Below are 16,683 nucleotides of genomic sequence, written 5' to 3' on the forward strand. Positions count from 1 at the left end.
GGGGCAGCGAGCTGCCGGCCGGCGAGCTGCCGGGCCCGGATGGGCGATAGCGAACCGCTGGTACCCGGGGCCGCGCTAGGCTCGGTGCTGCCACGGTGACTTCGCCCTTGGGAGGCCGGCATGTCCAGCGAGCCCTGGACCATCGAGAGCATCCGCGACGCCCTCGCCGATCCCGACCTCGCGCAGCGCTTCCTGAGCGAGATCAACAAAGCGTCGGCGCACCAGCTCCTCACTGTCTTCGCCAAGTGGGAGCGCATCGCCAAGGACACCCTCGCGGCCCTCGAACAAGCCGATGAGGTCATCGCCCACGAGAGCCGCGGCGAGGAACCGCCCGGGCGGTGGATCGACGGCAGCGAGCGCCTGCGGCAGATCACTTCCCGCATTCACGCCCAGGGCGCAGCTTGACCTGACAGCCTGTACCGGGTGTACAAGCTGCGCTACGAAGAGTCCGTCCAAGCCGTCTGGGATTCCCTCCCCGACGAGGCCAGGAACGAACTCGATCACGCCCTGCTCAAGATCTGCGAGGACCCCTACAAGGGAACTCGGGAGATCCCCGGAAGCGGCGGCGTCAAGCGAAGCCACACCCTCCGGCACACCCGTGTGATCTTCGTGGTTTTCGAGGCACCCAGTCGGCGTGTTCGCCTCCTGCGCATTGAATCCCTCGAAAGCTGAACACGGCAAAGCTCCCGCGGGCCGGGCGAGGGCTGCCGCGCGGCAGAGCATCGTCTGGGTGGCGGCCCCGGGCTCGCGTGATCCGGTGAGAGGCGACCACGCCCGGCGGGAAGCGTCCGCTGGGTGGCGTACGGCATGAGGCGTACGGCTCGACCGTACGTCTCCGTACGGCCCTGGTGGGCGGGCCGGACGGCCCGAAGGTGACACCGGCGTGCGGGCGTGTCCGAGGCATGGGGGACACTGGAAGAAACCGATATGTCCCCGGACAGGAGCCCCCCCATGCCCCGCCTCGCCGTCTTCGCCCTCGTCGTCTGCGCCCTCGCCGTCGCGGCGGCCGTCGTCTCCTTCGTGGCGGGGAGCTGGCTGGGCATCGTGTGGATCCTGATGGCCGGCGTCTCCAGCAACATGGCCTGGTTCTACCTGCGCAAGGCCAAGCTGGACAAGGCCCGGACCAGCACCGGCCAGTCGGCCGCCACGGCGGGCTGACCCGTACCACCGGCCCCGGCCGGGCCAGGCGATGGTCGGAAGCGGCGCTGCTCAAGAAGCGGCCCAGCCCCCGGGAAGCCGTTCGCGAGCCACCTGAGCAGGTGGTCCCCCACACATGCCCACAGCGGTTCGGGCCCGCCCTTCGCCAGGTGAGACCTTCAGCACCGCGCAGGCGGCGATCAGCCGGCCGCACGGTGCCGAGGAACCGCCGTGCGCCGTTCTGATCAAGGGCGAGGTCGAACGCCATTGCCCAGCCTGGCGTCTCCGCCCACGGCGTACCAGTGGCATCCGGTCTCGGCCACCCGTCCACATGCATGGCTGGACATGGGTACCGTCCGAGGCAGGACTCGGAGCGGAGGCCATCATGGCGCCTGACAACGGCAGCACGTTCGGGCAGCGCGTGCGGCACGCACGCGAACGGAAAGGACTGTCGAGGCCGGTCCTGGCCGGCCTTGTCGGCCGCAGCGCGGAATGGGTCAAAGCCATCGAAGGGGATCGCCTGGCCATGCCGCGCCTCCCCCTCTTGCTGCGTCTGGCGGACGCGCTCGGAGTGGATGATCTCGCCTCCCTCACCGGTGATGAACGGATCGCAGCGGCGACGTACACCAAGGGCTCTCACCCGTGTCTCCTGCGGGTGAAAGAGGCTCTGACGAGCTATGAGGTAGTGGTGGCGCGCGATGCCGAGCCGGCGTCCGTGGCCGTGCTCGCGGACCGGGTGGCCCATGCCTGGCACGCATGGCACGGGGTCGGTGATCACCGGTCCCGGGTGGCCGATCTCCTGCCGGCCCTCCTGGCGGACCTGCAGCACGCCGCCCGTACCCACGAGGGAGCCGACCGCCGCCGGGTGCTCGCCCTCCTGGCACAGACTTACCACCTTGCACAGCTCTACCTGTCGTTCCAGCCCGCGCCGGATCTGCTCATGCTGGCCAGTGACCGGGCCATGCAAGCGGCGCAGGACGCAGACAGCCCGCGCGCCATCGCGGCAGCCGCGTGGTACCTCAACCACTTGTTCCGGGACGCCGGCGAGCAGCACGAGGCCCGCGTCGACCTGGCGGTGCGCGCCACCACGCTCCTTGGTCCGGGACGCGGCCCGGAGGATCTGGCCCTCACGGGGCTGTTGGACCTGGCTGCTGCCCTGTCGTACGCGAAGGTCGGACAGAAGGGGAGCGCCGAACGGCACTGGGCCAAGGCAGATGAGGCCGCGCGCCGCCTCGGTGCCTACCTCCATCCGTGGCTGATCTTCGGGCAGGGCATGGTGGATGCCTACGCGATCACCATGAACAACGATCTGGTCCTGGCCGGTGCCGCGGTCGACGCGGCGACCCATATCGATCTCGGCCTCATGCCATCGGCCACGCGCCGTTCGTTCCACATCATCGAGACGGCGCGGGCGCACAGCCTGCACGGTGAGCCCATCGCGGTTGTGCACCTGCTGAAGAAGGCGGTCCAAGCCAGTCCGGAGACTGCCATGTTCAACATCTTCGCGCGGGGTGCGGCCCTGGATCTGTCGGCGACCGGAAGCCCGATCATCCGCGAGGACGCCCGCAGTCTCGCGCGTCAACTCGGCGTAGCGGCCTAGGGGTACACCCGGTACCCCTCCACGAAGGGGGACCGGGTGTACCCGCCATCACCCGCCACCACCCCTACGGTTTTGGCCATCCCACCCCCGACTTCGAGGTCTGGCGATGACCAGCATGACCGCAGCACACCCCCGCAGAACCGGGCATCCCGGATACAAGCTGACACAGCCGCGCACCTCGACAGCAGCGGCGGACGTCCGGCGCCTGGTGCGTCTCGCACTCTCCGCCTGGAGCCTGGAAACGGAGGCGGAGAAGGCGACCCTCCTGATGTCCGAGCTGTTCACAAACGCAGTGAGGCACGCCCGCGGCAGCATGGTCCGCATCGTCATCAACCGCCCCTCCGCTGACCGGGTATACCTGGCCGTGATCGATCTCGCGCCCCGCCGCCTGCCCGAGTTGCACGAGCCGGGGCCGGCCGACGCCGACGGCCGTGGGCTGCTGGTGGTCGGCCGGCTCGCCGACCGGTGGGGCTACGACCTGCTGGGCCCCGGCGCGCGACCGTGGGGTAAGCGCGTCTGGGCCGAACTGAAGGTACGGCTCATGGATGGAGGCGAACCGAAGTGACGACCAAGGACCCGGCCCGGGAGCCACCACCCGAAGTCGGCGATGAGGTACTGGACGGCCGGACCCGGGCGATCGTCACGGACATCCGCGGCGGCATCGTGTGGCTGCGCGCCCAAGGCCGTGACGAGTGGCCGGCAGACCGGCCGGAGCGGCTGACCGTGACGCGGACCCGAGCCGAACGGATCAAAGCAGGCGACGGCGACCTGTAGGACGGCCTGCACAGGGAAATGTCCCCGGCCAAGATCAGTGCGTAGCGCGGCCCCTGCTTCTTCCGGGAGGCGGGGGCCGGGGCGGACGAGGCGCGGGGGTCAGATGCCTACGCCGCTGACCGGGGGGATCTGTGGTTCGCCGCGCCAGAAGCGGAAGAACTCCTGGCCCCAGTACGTGTCCCACCGGCCGATGCCCAGTCCGCGCAGGAGTGTGTTCACCGCGTCGAAGAAGACCGCGTTGACCTCCGGGACCCACAGCAGTCCGAAGACCGCCAGCAGCCCGAACGGTGCGAACGGCTCGACCTGGCGCCGGAAGCCGGGGGACAGCCAGGGCTCGATGACGCCGTATCCGTCCAGGCCCGGGACCGGGACGAAGTTGAGGATGGCCGCCGTGACCTGGAGCAGCGCGAGGTACGCCAGCGCGTAGCGGAACGGCTCGGGCACGCCGTCCATCCGGTGGAGCCAGAACGGCGCCGAGACGACCAGCGCGAAGAGGATGCTGGTCAGCGGGCCGGCCGCCGAGATCAGGCTGTGCCGCAGGCGTCCTTGGATCCGGCCGCGGTCGATGTAGACGGCGCCGCCCGGCAGCCCGATCCCGCCCATGATCACGAAGATCACGGGCAGCACGATGCTCAGCAGGGCGTGGGTGTATTTCAGGGGGTTGAGCGTCAGGTAGCCCCGTTCCGCCACCGAGAGGTCGCCGCTGTGCAGCGCGGTGCGGGCATGGGCGTACTCGTGCAGACACAGCGAGACGATCCACCCCGAGACCACGAACAGGAACACCGCCAGTCCGGTGTTCCCCGAAAGCCTCCCGGTCCACACGGCCCAGCCCGAGACGGCCATGACGGCCACCAGCGCGATGAAGACCGGGCTGGGGCGGCGGTCCGCCCGCCGGATTGCTGTGGTCATCGTGTGGCGCTCCCCGGGTTCGTGGTGACGACAGCACCGACCGTATCCGTATCGGTGCGCGCGTGCTGAGGTGTCCGGGACCGCGCGCGGCGCGTGCTGAGGTGTCCGGGACCGCGCGCGGCGCGTGCTGAGGTGTCCGGGACCGCGCGCGGCGCGTGCCCGGCGCCGTGGTGCCGGCCGGTGCTGGAGAATGGGCCGGTGCGCTACGCGATTCTCGGCCCCGCCCAGGTCCACCGGAGCGACGGTAGGTCCGTCGCCCTCGGCGGCCCCCGCCTGCGCGCACTGCTCACCGCCCTCGCGCTGCGGCCGGGCCGCGTACTGACCGCCGAGGCCCTGATCGACGACATCTGGGGCGACGAACCGCCCGCCGACGCCCCCGGCGCGCTCCAGGCACTGGTCGGCCGGCTGCGCCGGGCCGTCGGGCGGGAGGCCATCGCCTCCGTCCACGGCGGCTACCGGCTGTGTGCCGAGCCCGACGACGTCGACCTGCACCGCTTCGAGCGGCTGACCAGGGAGGGCGGCCAGGCCCTGGCCGAGGGCGACCCGGCCAAGGCCGCCGGCCTCCTGGAGGACGCCCTCGCGCTGTGGCGCGGCCCGGCGCTCGCCGACCTCCCGGACCGCGCCGGGGAGTCCGCCCGCGCCGAGGGCCTGCGCCTTCAGGCCCACCGGGGCCGGCTCGCCGCCGATGTCGCCCTCGGCCGTGCCGAACAGGCCCTGCCCGCTCTGACCTCCCTGTGCGGGGAGCACCCGCTGGACGAGCCCCTCCAGGCGCTGCGGCTGCGCGCGCTGCGGGCCGCGGGCCGTACCGCCGAGGCGCTGGCGGCGTACGCGGCGGTACGGGCCGGCCTCGCCGACCGTCTGGGCGCCGACCCCGGGCCCGAACTCCGCGCCCTGCACGCCGAGTTGCTGGAGGAGACGGTCGCCCCGCCGGGCGCGGGTGAGTCCGGCGGGGCACAAGGGGCTGGGGAGGGGGAGGAGCCCGGAGGGGCGCAGGAGCCCGGCACGGCCCGGGGGCCGAGTGGGGGGAAGCAGCCGGCCGGGGTCCCGGAGCCGGACGGGGGCCGCTCGCACGGCGCGGCGGATGGCGCGGCGGACGGTACGGCGCCCGGCGCGGCGGACCGTACGCCGAGCGGCACACCGAGCGGCACACCGAGCGGCACACCGAGCGGCACACCGAGTGGCACGCCGAGCAGCGCGCCGTCCGGGGGCCAGGGCACGCGGACGTACGGAAAAGCCGCCCGGCGCGGCAACCTGCGGGCGCGGCTGACATCCTTCGTGGGCCGCGAGAGCGACCTGGCGGCGATCCGCGCCGACCTGGCCGAGCACCGTCTGGTGACGCTGCTGGGCCCGGGCGGGGCCGGCAAGACCCGGCTGTCCCAGGAGGGCGCCGAGTCGGCCGTGGCCGCCGCGCCGCACGCCTGGCCGCACGGCGTATGGCTGGCGGAGCTGGCCCCCGTCGACGATCCGCGGACCGTCCCCGAGGCCGTCCTGACCGTGCTCGGCGCGCGCGAGACCGTCGTACGCGGCACCGCCGCCGAAGGGCTGCGCGCCGCCACCGACCACACCGCGCTGGACCCGCTGGCCCGGCTCGCCGAGTGGTGCGCGGACCGCCGGATGCTCCTGGTCCTGGACAACTGCGAGCATGTCGTCGAGGCCGCGGCCGAGCTGGTGGAGCGGCTGCTCGTGGAGTGCCCCGGCGTCACCGTCCTGGCCACCAGCCGTGAGCCGCTGGCGGTGCCCGGCGAGGTGCTGCGGCCCGTGGAGCCGCTGCCCGACCCGGTCGCGCTGCGGCTGCTGGCGGACCGGGGCGCCGCCGCCCGCGCCGGGTTCCGGATCGAGGACGACCCGGCGGCCTGCGCCGAGATCTGCCGGCGGCTGGACGGACTGCCGCTGGCCATCGAACTGGCCGCGGCCCGGCTGCGGCTGCTCTCCCCACGGCAGCTCGCCGACCGGCTGGACGACCGCTTCCGGCTGCTGACCGGCGGCAGCCGCACCCTGCTGCCCCGGCAGCAGACGCTGCGCGCGGTCGTGGACTGGTCCTGGGACCTGCTGGACGATCCCGAGCGCGCCGTACTGCGCCGGCTGTCGGTCTTCTCCGGCGGCTGCGACCTGGCGGCGGCCGAGGAGGTGTGCGCGGGCGACGGCGTCGGGGCGCGCGAGGTCCCCGTACTGCTCGCCTCGCTCATCGACAAGTCGCTGGTGGTCGCGGCGCCCGCGTACGACGGCCGGATGCGCTACCGCCTGCTGGAGACGGTGGGGGAGTACGCGGGCGAGCGGCTGGACGAGGCGGGCGAACGGGCCGGTGCCGAGCGCCGGCACCTGGTCGCCTACCGTGAGATGGCGCGGCTCGCCGACCCGCTGCTGCGCGGCCCCGAGCAGCGCCACTGGCTGGACCGGCTGGAGCTGGAGCACGACAACCTGCGGACCGCGCTGCGCCGCGCCGTCGCCGCCCGCGACGAGCACGAGGCGCTGTGCCTGGTCCTCTCCCTCCAGTGGTTCTGGACGCTGCGCGACCACCGCGCCGACGCCCGCTCCTGGGCCGCCGCGGCCTGCTCCCTGGGCCCCGACCCCTTCGCGCGGCCCGTCACCCCGGCCCCGGCCCTGTACGACCGGCCCATCGACGCGCCGCCGCCCATGGACCCCGAGCAGCTCCAGGAGGCCCGCCGGGAGGCCCGGCTGGTGGAGCTGGCCAGCGTGGACAGCGACATGGAGGCGCTGAGGAACCCGCAGATGCAGGAGGGGCTGGCGGGAATCCTGGCCGCCTACACGAGCGGGTTGCCGCAGATCTGCAAGGTGCCGGGCGTCATGTGGTTCTACGCGGTGCTGCTGGCGGGCCGGTTCGAGGACCTGGTGGACCTGACCGACTCGACGGTACGCGCCTGCCGGGAGTACGGCTACGAATGGGAGCTGGCCTTCGTACTCCAACTGCGCTCCAAGGTCTTCAACGACCGGGTGGACGGGCTGGCCCAGGCGAGTGCCGATGCCGACGAGGCCCTGCGGATCTTCGAGCGGATCGGCGACGTGTGGGGCACGGCAGAAGCCCTGTCCGGACGCGCCGAATCCCACGAGCGGAACGGTGAGTACGACCTGGCGGTGCGGGACTACCGCGCGGCGATGCGCCACGTCGAGGCTCTGGGATCGCCCGGACAGCTCCTGCTGCTGCGGACCCGGCTGGGCAACCTGCTGATCGAGAGCGGCGAGGAGGAGACCGGCGAGCGGATGCTCCGCGAGGTGCTGGCGGACGCCGGCGAACACCACACCGGCCGGGACGCGGTGCCCTTCGCCCACCTCGCGCTGGCGACATGGCTGACGGAATCGGACCGCAGGGACGAGGCGCGCCGGCATCTGGGCCAGGTGCGGGAACGCTTCGGCCCGCACGCCCCCGACATGTTCACCGCGATGCTCAACGCGACGGTGGTCGGGCTGGACATGGCGGACGGGCGGTACGACGGTGTGCTGCCCCGGCTCCGCGAGGCCATCGCGCTGATGCGCGACCCGCTCACGGAAATGGTCGCGCCGGACCTGCCGGTGGTCCAACTGCTCCTGGGGGCGCGGGCGTTGGTCGGGGTGCACGGCGAGAGCCGGGGCCGGGACGCGGCCCGGCTGGTCGGCGCGTACGATGCGCTGCGCTCCTCCCACCACGCCCCGCGCGCCTGGCGCCGCGACCGCGCCTTCGCCGAGGCCGTCGCCCGGGAGGCACTGGGGGACGCGGCGGCGTACGAGCGGGCCTACGCCGAAGGCGGTGGCCTCTCCCTCGAAGAGGCCACCGCCCTCATCTGACGCGCGCCGGGCGAAGAATGCGCGTCAGGTCCGGTGCGGGACGAAGGTCCGGTGCGGCGCGCGGGTCCGGTGCGGCACGAAAGTCCGGTGCGGCACGCGGGTCCCGTACGGCACCGGCGTCCTCACGTCTTCTTGCGGAACTTGGAGACCGCCAGGGGCGCCGCCACCGCCGTGAGCGCCACGGTCCACCCCAGGGTCATCAGGACCGGGTGGGCCACCGCCCCCTGCCCGTTCAGCAGGGCGCGTGCCGCGTCCGCCAGATTGGAAAGCGGGTTGTACTTGGTGAACGCCTCCAGCCAGCCAGGCATGGACGTGGGCGGGGCGAAGACCGAGGAGCCGAACTGCAGCGGCATCATGATCAGCATACCCATGCCCTGTACGGCCTGCGGGGTCTTCACGGACAGCCCGATCAGCATGAAGATCCAGGTCAGCGACGTACCGAAGAGCAGCGCCAGACCGACGGCGGCGAGCAGCTCCAGCGGCCCGGTCCGCAGGTCGAAGCCGATGATGAAGGCCAGCACCAGCAGGACGACGGTGGAGACCAGCATCCGGCCGGCCTCGACGGTCAGCTTGGCGATCAGCACCGAGGACCGGGCGATGGGCATCGTACGGAAACGGTCCATCACCCCCTTGTTGAAGTCGTCGTTGACGCCGGAGCCCACCGACATGGCGATGTTCAGCCCGCCCATGGCCATCAGGCCCGGGACGATGTAGTTGATGTAGACGTCGCGGCCGTGGCCCGAGCCGCCGCCGATGCTGCCGCCCACGGCGCCGCCGAAGACGTACACGAACAGCAGCGTGAAGATGACCGGCATCAGCAGGGCGTCGAACATCGACTCCGGATCCGCCTTGATCTGCAAGGCGTTGCGGCGCACCAGTGCGCCGATGTGCCGCAGGTTGCCGCGCAGACCGATCCGGCCCTCGTCGGCGCCCGCCTCGACCGGCCGCGGGCCCGCGCCCGGTGCCGTCACTGTCGCCGTGCTCATGCCGCGACCTCCCCGTACTCGTTCTCGTGCCTGCTGTGGGTGCCGCTGCCGCCACCGCTGTCGCTGCCGCCCTCGCCGTCCTCCGTCTCGGACGTCTTCTGACCGGTGAGGGCCAGGAACACCTCGTCCAGGCTGGGCAGGTGGGTGTTGATGCCGGCCAGGGTGAAGCCGCGCCCGCCGAGCATGTTCACCACGGCGGTCAACTGCTCGTCACTGACGATCGGGACGTTGACCACCCCGTCCTCATGGTCGGCGGTGGCACCCGCGATGCCGTCCAGTCCGGCCTGCGCGATGGCCCCCACCATCCGGTCCAGCTCCTCGGTCCGGGCCGGCCGGATCTGGAGCGTACGGCCGCCGACCTTGGCCTTCAGTTCGTCCACCGCGCCCTCGGCGATCACCCGGCCGCGGTCGATGACCGTCAGCTCCTTCGCCAGTTGCTCGGCCTCTTCCATGTACTGGGTCGTCAGCAGTACGGTCGCGCCCTCCCGGACCATCAGCCGTACCTCGTCCCACACCTCGTTGCGGGTCCGCGGGTCCAGGCCCGTCGTCGGCTCGTCCAGATACAGGACCGCCGGCCGGCCGATCATCGAAGCGGCCAGGTCCAGGCGGCGGCGCATCCCGCCGGAGTACTTGGCCGCGGGCCGCTTGGCGGCCTCGGTCAGGGAGAACCGTTCCAGCAGCTCGTCCGCGCGCCTACGGGCGTCCTTGCGGGACAGATCGAGCAGCCGGCCGATCATGTAGAGGTTCTCCCAGCCGGAGAGCTTCTCGTCCACGGCGGCGTACTGGCCGGTCAGACCGATGGTGCGGCGCAGCGCACGGGGCTGGCGCACCACGTCGAAGCCGGCCACGGTGGCGGTGCCGGCGTCCGGGACCAGAAGCGTGGACAGGCAGCGTACGAGCGTGGTCTTGCCCGCGCCGTTCGGCCCGAGCACCCCCAGCACCGTGCCTTCCCGTACGTCCAGGTCCACCCCGTTCAGCGCCTTGACCTCGCCGAAGTGTTTGACCAGACCGCGGACCTCCACAGCGTTTCCGCCGCCCCCGCCGGATATCGTCTTTCGCGTCATGTCCTTAAGGTGACACCCCCCGCCGACAGCCCGCCGACAAGCCACCGACAGCTTGCCGACGAGGTGCTGATGCGCCTGCCAGCAGAGCCCCGGCTGGCCGTGGCTATGGGCCGGGCTGCGGCATCGCGCGTCGGCGGCCTCCTGCAATGCGAAAAAGTCCCAAGGGTTGCTTATGGCTTGAACTTGTTGTGGCGATCGTTCGGTGCAGAGAATTGCGCCGCGGTGGCTCAAAACCTCCGTAGTGCAGTAGATCGTCAATTGCTATGATCAACCTCAATCGGCAGCGCAAGGCTGTCGGTTTTTTTCTGACAGGAGAAACATGAAGAAGCGTGTGGGTTCTGCCGCTGTTCTGGCCGCGGCAATCCTGTCCATAGGTGCCGCCGCGCCCGCGATGGCTTCCAGTTCGGTTGCCGCCGGTGGGAGCAATTTGAAATGCCGTACCAGCTTCGGCAACACGGGTGGCTGGGTCGAGTGCACGGGCTCCGGTACCTGGAGGGCCGTGGCCGACTGCCAGTTCGAGCCGGATGACACCAGCAACTGGATCACTCAGTCCGGCGGGACGAAGCGGCAGTCCGTCGAGTGCACCTTCTCGATCCGCGGTGTGAGCTACGAAGTTCGCTGACCCGTCGTGAAAACCTGCAGGGAGGGCGTAGTGCAAGTACGCCCTCCCTGCAGGACAGGAAGCAGGATCTCATATGCCTCTCATTGAACTTCACGGCGTGCAGCAAGGGTACCGGGGTAAATCGGTCATTCGGGGCATAGACCTGGCCCTGGATGTAGGAGCGTTCGGGCTTCTAGGGCCGAACGGAGCCGGGAAGAGCACCCTGCTGCGGACGCTCGCCACGGCGGTCCGGCCCGCCGGAGGGACGCTGGAGATATTCGGTTCGGCCGTGCGGGGCCCCAAAGACCTGCGGGCGGTGCGACGGCGTATCGGGTTCCTGCCGCAGAGTTTTGGATATCCGCCGGAATTCACCGTGCTTGATTTCGTTTCTTACTGCGCATGGCTGCGTGAGATTCCGCGCCGGGATATCCGTACGGCTGCCCGGGCGGCATTGGAACGGGTGGGGCTGGGGGACCGGAGCGGAACCGCGATGGGGAAACTCTCCGGAGGGATGCTGCGCCGGGCGGGAATCGCCCAGGCCGTTGTCGGCGGGCCCGAACTGATCGTCCTGGACGAGCCGACGACCGGTCTCGACCCGCGGCAGCGTACGGATTTCCGCGACCTGGTGCGTGAGCTGAGCGCCTCGGCGTGCGTACTGCTCAGTACGCACCTGGTCGAGGACGTCGCCCACACCTGCTCCCGGATCGGGGTGCTGGCGGAGGGCCGGCTGTGCTTCGACGGGACGCCGGAGGAGCTGACGGGGCGGGCGCGGGCGGACAGCCCGGGGGACACGCCGCTGGAGCGGGGGTACGCGGAGGTGCTGGCGGGGCGGGACGAGGAGGCTTCCGGCACTGCTGTCTCACCGAAGGCCGTGTCACAGAAGAGAGCCCCGGAGGGATTGGCGTGACCGGGTACCTCATCGAGCTGCGCCGCAGGTTCGTCCTCCTCCTCGGCGCCCTGACGTTCCTGGCCGTCGCCGTCATGCTCGCCGTTGCGCTCGGCACCTGGCGCGGACTGTGGATGGAGACCGCGACCGCCGTCACCAAGGCGGCCCTGGTGGCCTACCCGGTCGGCGCGGCAGCCGCCGCCCACCGGGCCTCGCGCGGGCGACGCCTGGGCGGTGACCGGACGGCCGAGGTCGCCGCCCGCCCGCTGCCGCAGGCACACGGCGCCCGGCTGGCCGCGCTGCTCACCGCGGTCACCGGCGGATACGTGACCGCCGCCGCGGGCGCCTACCTGCTCAGCGCGGCGAGCGGCGCGACGGGACACCCGTGGCTGTCCTACCCGGTCTTCTCGGCGCTCGGCCTCATCGCCGTGACGGCCCTGGGGTACGGCGTCGGCGCCCTCCTGTCCTCCCGCTTCACGGCCGCCGCCGTCGGCCTGACCACCTTCGTCGCCCTGCTGTTCAGCAAGGACACCATCTGGGCGTACGCCGTACCCAACGGGTGGCCGGGCAAGGTGCTCGACCCCACGCAGACCTGGGCGCGGCTGGTGATCGTGCTCGGACTGTGCGCGCTGGCCGTCGCCGTGGCCTGTCTGCGCCGCCCCGGATGGCTCGCCCGACCCCGTACGCTCCTGGCCGTCGCCGCGCTGCTCACCGTCACCGGCCTGGCCGTCGCCAACTCCGCGGGCCCCCTCCTCACCGCGCGCGAGCCGGCCCGCCCGGTCTGCCGAAAGGTCGACGCGCACAGCGAGGTCTGCGTCTGGCCGGAGCACGTCCCCTACCTCGCGGACCTCACCGCGGACACCCGCCGTATCAACGCCGCGCTGAGCCGGACGCTGACCCCGCCCCGTACGTACGTGGAGGAAGGGCTGACGCCCAACGACGCCATGGGCTTCGTGCCCGGCTACGGCAGGGACGCGCTGCGGGCCAACCTGGCGGGCCTGGCACTGCCGACATTCCGCACCTGTCCGAAGGAGTCGGACAACGCCCTGGACCGGCGGCTGCGGGCGACGGACCACCTGACCGCGTGGCTGGCCGCCCGCTCCGCCGACGCGCGCACCGTCCCCGGCGCAGTGACGTACGACCAGGACGCCGAGCTGCGCGCGACGGTGAACAAGGTGCTGCGTACGACGGAGGCCGAACAGGCACGCCGGGTCAAGCAATGGCTGCGGCAGCAGGAGGCACCGTGCTGACCGGTACGGAGGAGGAGTTCTCCCCAATGCGGGCGTATGCGGCAGCCCACCGGCTGGCGCGCCGGTCACTGCTGCTGCTCCCGGTCGCCGTGCTGCTGGTCCTGTGGCCCGATTACGCGGTGGAGGTGCCCACGCTCTCCGGCGGCAGCACCGTCGTCACCGCGCCGGTCGCCCGTTTCTGCCCCCTGCTGCTCGCGTGTGTCGTAGCGCTCTGCGCCGTCGGCCCGATGGAGGCGTTCACGCGTACGGCGGCCAGGCCGCAGTGTCGCGCCCGGTGCTCGCACGTCCTCGGTGCGCTGGCCGTGGTCCTGGCGGTGGCGGCCTTCGCGCTGCTGATCGGCGGGGCGCCCGGACACCTGCCCGCGGTGACCCGCAACCTCGCCGGCTACACCGGCCTGGCGCTGCTCGCCGTGACCCTGTGGGGCCCGTCCCTGGGCTGGGTGCTGCCGCTGGCCTACCTGCTGCCCGCCTATCTGCTGGGCACGGCGGCGGACGGTGGGACGCGGTGGTGGGCATGGCCGGTCGCGGTGGGGGCGGATGTGGGGAGCTGGGTGGTGGCGCTGTTGTTGCTGGGGGCGGGGTGGGGCTGTTCGGGGTGCGTGGGGCTCGGTTCCGCAGTGCGGAGGCGGCAGGGTCCGGGGACCTCTGAGAATCTGAAGAGAGGCCCCCGGACGTGCTACGGACGGGACCCGTCCGCTCACCGGCTCAGTGGAAGGTGTGCTCCTCCGCCGGGAAGGCGCCGCCGACGACGTCCTCGGCGAACGCCCGGGCCGCGTCGCCCAGGACCTCACGGAGCCGTGCGTACTGCTTGACGAAGCGCGGCACGCGACCACCGTTCAGGCCGGCCATGTCCGTCCACACCAGTACCTGCGCGTCGCAGTCGACGCCGGCCCCGATGCCCACCGTGGGGATGTGCAGCGTGCGGGTGACCTCGGCGGCCAGCTCCGCCGGCACGGCCTCCAGGACGACGGAGAAGGCGCCGGCGTCCTGGAGGGCCTTGGCGTCGCGCAGCATCTGCTGCGCCGCCTCCTCGCCGCGGCCCTGGACGGGGTACCCGCCGAAGGCGTGGACCGACTGCGGGGTCAGGCCGATGTGTGCCATGACGGGGATGCCGGCCGAGACCAGCAGTTCGACCTGGTGGGCGGAGCGCTCGCCGCCCTCCAGCTTGACCGCGCCCACGCCCGCCTCCTTGACCAGCCGGGTGGCGTTGCGCAGCGCCTGGACGGGGCCCTCCTGGTACGCGCCGAAGGGCAGGTCGGCGACGATCAGGGCCCGCTTGGTGCCGCGTACGACCGCGGCGGACAGGATCGTGATCTCCTCCATCGTGACGGGCACGGTGGTCTCGTAGCCGAGGTGGCAGTTGCCCATGGAGTCACCGACGAGCATGACGGGGATGCCGGCCTCGTCGAAGACGGAGGCGGTCATCGCGTCGTAGGCGGTGAGCATCGGCCACTTCTCGCCGCGCTCCTTGGCCTTGGCGATGTCCCGTACGGTCAGGCGGCGCGAGACCTTCCCGCCGTACAGGGCCTTGCCGGCGTCGGAGGCGGGGGCCTTCGGCGCGGACGGGGAATTCTGGGCAGGCGAAAGCTGCGTCATGGTGACGGCTCCTGTTCGACATCTCGAGGCGCCCTGACGGCGTCCCCGGACTTGTGTCCATGCTGGCACGGCCCGTCAGGAGAACGGAAGGGGGGACGGTGGCCGCCGTGTCACACCTCCCGGCGGCCCTCCCGACACCCCCTTCCGACGCTCCGTCCCGGCGGCCTCTCCCGACGATCATTCGATACGGAACGGTCCCGTATCGTAAAGCGCGTATGGTGACGGCATGGCCAGTTCTCCTACCCCGCCCACGCCGCCACCGTCTTCCTCGTCCCCCGCGCCGGACCCCGCCGGCCCGGCCGTGGTCCGGCACGTGCCCGAGCACATCCACCACCGCCGCTGGCTGATCATGTCCGTCCTGATGCTCAGCCTGCTGATAGTGGTGCTGGACAACTCGATCCTGAACGTGGCGATGAAGACGGTCGCCACCCCGGCCCCCGTCGGGCTCGGCGCCACCCAGAGCCAGCTCGAATGGGCGATCAACTCCTACACACTGCTCTTCGCGGGTCTGCTGTTCACCTCCGGCCTGCTCGGCGACCGCCTGGGCCGCAAGAAGGTCCTCCTGGCCGGTCTGCTGGTCTTCGGGGCCGGGTCCGTGCTGGCCGCGCTGTCCTCCTCGGCCGGCCAGCTCATCGCCTTCCGCGCGGTGATGGGCCTGGGCGGCGCCTTCGTGATGCCCGCGACCCTCGCCATCTTGATGAACGTCTTCGAACGCGAGGAGCAGCCCAAGGCGATCGGCATCTGGGCCGGCGCGGTGGGCCTGGCCATCGCCATCGGCCCGATCGCCGGCGGTCTGCTGCTGGACCACTTCTGGTGGGGCTCGGTCTTCCTCGTCAACGTCCCGATCGTGCTGGTCGCCCTGGTCGCGATGGTGTTCCTGGTGCCCGACTCCAAGGACCCGGCGCCCGGCCGCCTGGACCCCGTCGGTGTGCTGCTGTCCGTCGTCGGCCTGGTCCTGCTGGTGTACGGGATCATCAAGGGCGGCCAGCTCGCCGACTTCACCGACCCGCAGGTGCTCGGTACGGTCCTGGGCGGCCTGCTGGTGCTGGCCGGCTTCGTGCTGTACGAGAAGCGCAGCGACCACCCGTCCCTGGACATCCGCTACTTCCGCAAGCCCGCCTTCTCGGCCGCCGTGGCCGCCATCGCCCTGGTCTTCTTCGCGCTGATGGGCGTCACGTTCTTCATCGTCTTCTACAACCAGAGCGTGCGCGGCTACAGCCCGCTCCAGTCGGGCGTGCTGGTCCTGCCGCTGGCCGCCGCCCAGATGATCTTCGCGCCGCAGGCCCGGCACGTCGTGGACCGCTTCGGGGCGCGCGCCGTGTGCACGGTCGGCATGGTGATGGTCGCCGCGGCCATGGCCGGCTTCCTCCTGCTGGACACCGACACCCCGATCTGGGTGCTGGAGGTGCTCTTCTTCGTGCTGGGCACCGGCATGGCCCACATCATGCCGCCGGTCACGGTCACGATCATGCACGCGCTGCCGCGCGAGAAGGCCGGCTCCGGCTCGGCGCTGAACAACACCTTCCGCCAGGTCGGCGGCACCCTCGGCGTCGCCGTCCTGGGCTCGGTGCTCTCCACCAGCTACCGCGATCGCATCCAGGACACCCTGGCGGCCGTCCCGGGCCTGCCGGCTTCCGCGCGGCACGCGGCCGGCGAGTCGATCGAGGCGACGGCCGGCCTCGCGGACCGTATGGGCCCCGCGGGCAAGGCCCTGATCCGTACCGCCGACGACGCCTTCATCCACGCCATGCACGTCACCTCCCTGGGTTCCGCCGCGGTCGCGCTGATCGGGGCCGTGGTGGTCGCCTGCTTCCTGCCCGGCAAGATGGACACCGGCCCGCGGGAGGTGAAGCGGGAGCGGGCAGGCAAGGCGGAAGCACGGCAGTGAGAGCGGGAGTGCGGCAGTGAAGGCGGGAGCACGGCAATGACCCGGGCGACGGGAAACGCTGGACCGGTGGTGGACGGCGGCGGGCATACGGGGCACGGCGACGGGTGTACGGAAAAACCCGGGGGCGTGCGTACGGGAGGAGCCGACGGCGGGCGTACGGGGGGAGGCGACGGCCGGCGTACGGCCGGAGCCGACGACGGGCGCGTGGCGGG

General features: G+C 71.8%; 16 protein-coding genes. 12 read left to right on the forward strand and 4 right to left on the reverse strand.

Annotation, left to right across the window (positions count from 1 at the left end):
* Positions 1 to 120: 120 nt before the first annotated feature.
* From KGS77_RS26570 to KGS77_RS26595, 6 genes are all read left to right on the forward strand, one after another.
* Positions 121 to 405: a hypothetical protein gene (locus KGS77_RS26570; RefSeq protein ID WP_242585680.1), complete on the forward strand. Its 285-nt coding sequence runs from the start codon at positions 121 to 123 to the stop codon at positions 403 to 405.
* Positions 406 to 423: 18 nt separating this feature from the next.
* Positions 424 to 672 carry a hypothetical protein gene (locus tag KGS77_RS26575; protein ID WP_242585681.1) on the forward strand — a complete coding sequence of 83 codons (249 nt, stop codon included), beginning with the start codon at positions 424 to 426 and terminating at the stop codon, positions 670 to 672.
* Positions 673 to 951: 279 nt separating this feature from the next.
* Positions 952 to 1,158 (forward strand): hypothetical protein, encoded by a 207-nt coding sequence (locus tag KGS77_RS26580; protein ID WP_242585682.1) that lies wholly within the window; start codon positions 952 to 954, stop codon positions 1,156 to 1,158.
* A gap of 364 nt (positions 1,159 to 1,522) precedes the next feature.
* Complete coding sequence (locus tag KGS77_RS26585; protein WP_242585683.1) at positions 1,523 to 2,737, forward strand: helix-turn-helix domain-containing protein; 1,215 nt, start codon at positions 1,523 to 1,525, stop codon at positions 2,735 to 2,737.
* Between the two features lie 115 nt (positions 2,738 to 2,852).
* Positions 2,853 to 3,302 carry an ATP-binding protein gene (locus tag KGS77_RS26590; RefSeq protein WP_242585684.1) on the forward strand — a complete coding sequence of 150 codons (450 nt, stop codon included), beginning with the start codon at positions 2,853 to 2,855 and terminating at the stop codon, positions 3,300 to 3,302.
* Positions 3,299 to 3,511, forward strand: a complete 213-nt coding sequence (locus tag KGS77_RS26595) for a hypothetical protein (RefSeq protein WP_242585685.1) — start codon at positions 3,299 to 3,301, stop codon at positions 3,509 to 3,511. The genes KGS77_RS26590 and KGS77_RS26595 overlap by 4 nt, the downstream gene beginning before the upstream one ends.
* Before the next feature lie 99 nt (positions 3,512 to 3,610).
* Here KGS77_RS26595 and KGS77_RS26600 read toward each other — a convergent pair whose 3' ends face one another.
* Positions 3,611 to 4,420, reverse strand: coding sequence for a site-2 protease family protein (locus tag KGS77_RS26600; protein WP_242585686.1), 810 nt, complete (start codon positions 4,418 to 4,420; stop codon positions 3,611 to 3,613).
* A gap of 180 nt (positions 4,421 to 4,600) precedes the next feature.
* On the opposite strand from KGS77_RS26600, the gene KGS77_RS26605 reads away from it, so the two are divergent.
* Complete coding sequence (locus KGS77_RS26605; RefSeq protein WP_242585687.1) at positions 4,601 to 8,200, forward strand: BTAD domain-containing putative transcriptional regulator; 3,600 nt, start codon at positions 4,601 to 4,603, stop codon at positions 8,198 to 8,200.
* A 122-nt stretch (positions 8,201 to 8,322) separates the two neighbouring features.
* On the opposite strand, the gene KGS77_RS26610 is transcribed toward KGS77_RS26605, so the two are convergent.
* Both KGS77_RS26610 and KGS77_RS26615 read right to left on the reverse strand, forming a co-directional pair.
* Positions 8,323 to 9,186: an ABC transporter permease gene (locus tag KGS77_RS26610; RefSeq protein ID WP_242585689.1), complete on the reverse strand. Its 864-nt coding sequence runs from the start codon at positions 9,184 to 9,186 to the stop codon at positions 8,323 to 8,325.
* Positions 9,183 to 10,250, reverse strand: coding sequence for an ATP-binding cassette domain-containing protein (locus tag KGS77_RS26615; protein ID WP_242585691.1), 1,068 nt, complete (start codon positions 10,248 to 10,250; stop codon positions 9,183 to 9,185). The genes KGS77_RS26610 and KGS77_RS26615 overlap by 4 nt, the downstream gene beginning before the upstream one ends.
* A 319-nt stretch (positions 10,251 to 10,569) precedes the next feature.
* Here KGS77_RS26615 and KGS77_RS26620 point away from each other — a divergent pair, with 319 nt between their 5' ends.
* The 4 genes from KGS77_RS26620 to KGS77_RS26635 all read left to right on the forward strand — a co-directional run bounded on the left by KGS77_RS26620 (position 10,570) and on the right by KGS77_RS26635 (position 13,799).
* Positions 10,570 to 10,872 (forward strand): hypothetical protein, encoded by a 303-nt coding sequence (locus KGS77_RS26620; protein WP_242585693.1) that lies wholly within the window; start codon positions 10,570 to 10,572, stop codon positions 10,870 to 10,872.
* Between the two features lie 73 nt (positions 10,873 to 10,945).
* Positions 10,946 to 11,758, forward strand: a complete 813-nt coding sequence (locus KGS77_RS26625) for an ATP-binding cassette domain-containing protein (RefSeq protein WP_242585695.1) — start codon at positions 10,946 to 10,948, stop codon at positions 11,756 to 11,758.
* Positions 11,755 to 12,987 (forward strand): hypothetical protein, encoded by a 1,233-nt coding sequence (locus KGS77_RS26630; protein WP_242585697.1) that lies wholly within the window; start codon positions 11,755 to 11,757, stop codon positions 12,985 to 12,987. The genes KGS77_RS26625 and KGS77_RS26630 overlap by 4 nt, the downstream gene beginning before the upstream one ends.
* Entirely contained in the window at positions 12,981 to 13,799 is an 819-nt protein-coding gene (locus KGS77_RS26635) for a hypothetical protein (protein WP_242585699.1), read from the forward strand. Before KGS77_RS26630 ends, KGS77_RS26635 begins: the two co-directional genes overlap by 7 nt.
* On the opposite strand, the gene panB is transcribed toward KGS77_RS26635, so the two are convergent.
* On the reverse strand, positions 13,693 to 14,583 hold the full coding sequence (panB, locus tag KGS77_RS26640; RefSeq protein WP_242585701.1) for a 3-methyl-2-oxobutanoate hydroxymethyltransferase: 891 nt from the start codon (positions 14,581 to 14,583) through the stop codon (positions 13,693 to 13,695). The genes KGS77_RS26635 and panB overlap by 107 nt on opposite strands.
* 226 nt (positions 14,584 to 14,809) lie before the next feature.
* Between panB and KGS77_RS26645 the strand changes: the two genes are divergently transcribed.
* The gene (locus KGS77_RS26645) at positions 14,810 to 16,471 is read left to right on the forward strand and encodes an MFS transporter (RefSeq protein ID WP_242585703.1); all 1,662 of its coding nucleotides are present in this window, start codon (positions 14,810 to 14,812) and stop codon (positions 16,469 to 16,471) included.
* Positions 16,472 to 16,683 lie beyond the last annotated feature (212 nt).

Source organism: Streptomyces sp. MST-110588, from assembly GCF_022695595.1.
Taxonomy (GTDB): Bacteria; Actinomycetota; Actinomycetes; order Streptomycetales; family Streptomycetaceae; genus Streptomyces.

What these genes read in the sequence shown, in the direction of transcription:
- KGS77_RS26615 (WP_242585691.1), bottom strand. Translation starts at nt 10,250, where the DNA reads ATGACGCGAAAGACGATATCCGGCGGGGGCGGCGGAAACGCTGTGGAG.
- KGS77_RS26590 (WP_242585684.1), top strand. Translation starts at nt 2,853, where the DNA reads ATGACCGCAGCACACCCCCGCAGAACCGGGCATCCCGGATACAAGCTG.
- KGS77_RS26645 (WP_242585703.1), top strand. Translation starts at nt 14,810, where the DNA reads ATGGCCAGTTCTCCTACCCCGCCCACGCCGCCACCGTCTTCCTCGTCC.
- KGS77_RS26585 (WP_242585683.1), top strand. Translation starts at nt 1,523, where the DNA reads ATGGCGCCTGACAACGGCAGCACGTTCGGGCAGCGCGTGCGGCACGCA.
- KGS77_RS26620 (WP_242585693.1), top strand. Translation starts at nt 10,570, where the DNA reads ATGAAGAAGCGTGTGGGTTCTGCCGCTGTTCTGGCCGCGGCAATCCTG.
- KGS77_RS26610 (WP_242585689.1), bottom strand. Translation starts at nt 9,186, where the DNA reads ATGAGCACGGCGACAGTGACGGCACCGGGCGCGGGCCCGCGGCCGGTC.
- panB (WP_242585701.1), bottom strand. Translation starts at nt 14,583, where the DNA reads ATGACGCAGCTTTCGCCTGCCCAGAATTCCCCGTCCGCGCCGAAGGCC.
- KGS77_RS26625 (WP_242585695.1), top strand. Translation starts at nt 10,946, where the DNA reads ATGCCTCTCATTGAACTTCACGGCGTGCAGCAAGGGTACCGGGGTAAA.
- KGS77_RS26600 (WP_242585686.1), bottom strand. Translation starts at nt 4,420, where the DNA reads ATGACCACAGCAATCCGGCGGGCGGACCGCCGCCCCAGCCCGGTCTTC.
- KGS77_RS26580 (WP_242585682.1), top strand. Translation starts at nt 952, where the DNA reads ATGCCCCGCCTCGCCGTCTTCGCCCTCGTCGTCTGCGCCCTCGCCGTC.
- KGS77_RS26570 (WP_242585680.1), top strand. Translation starts at nt 121, where the DNA reads ATGTCCAGCGAGCCCTGGACCATCGAGAGCATCCGCGACGCCCTCGCC.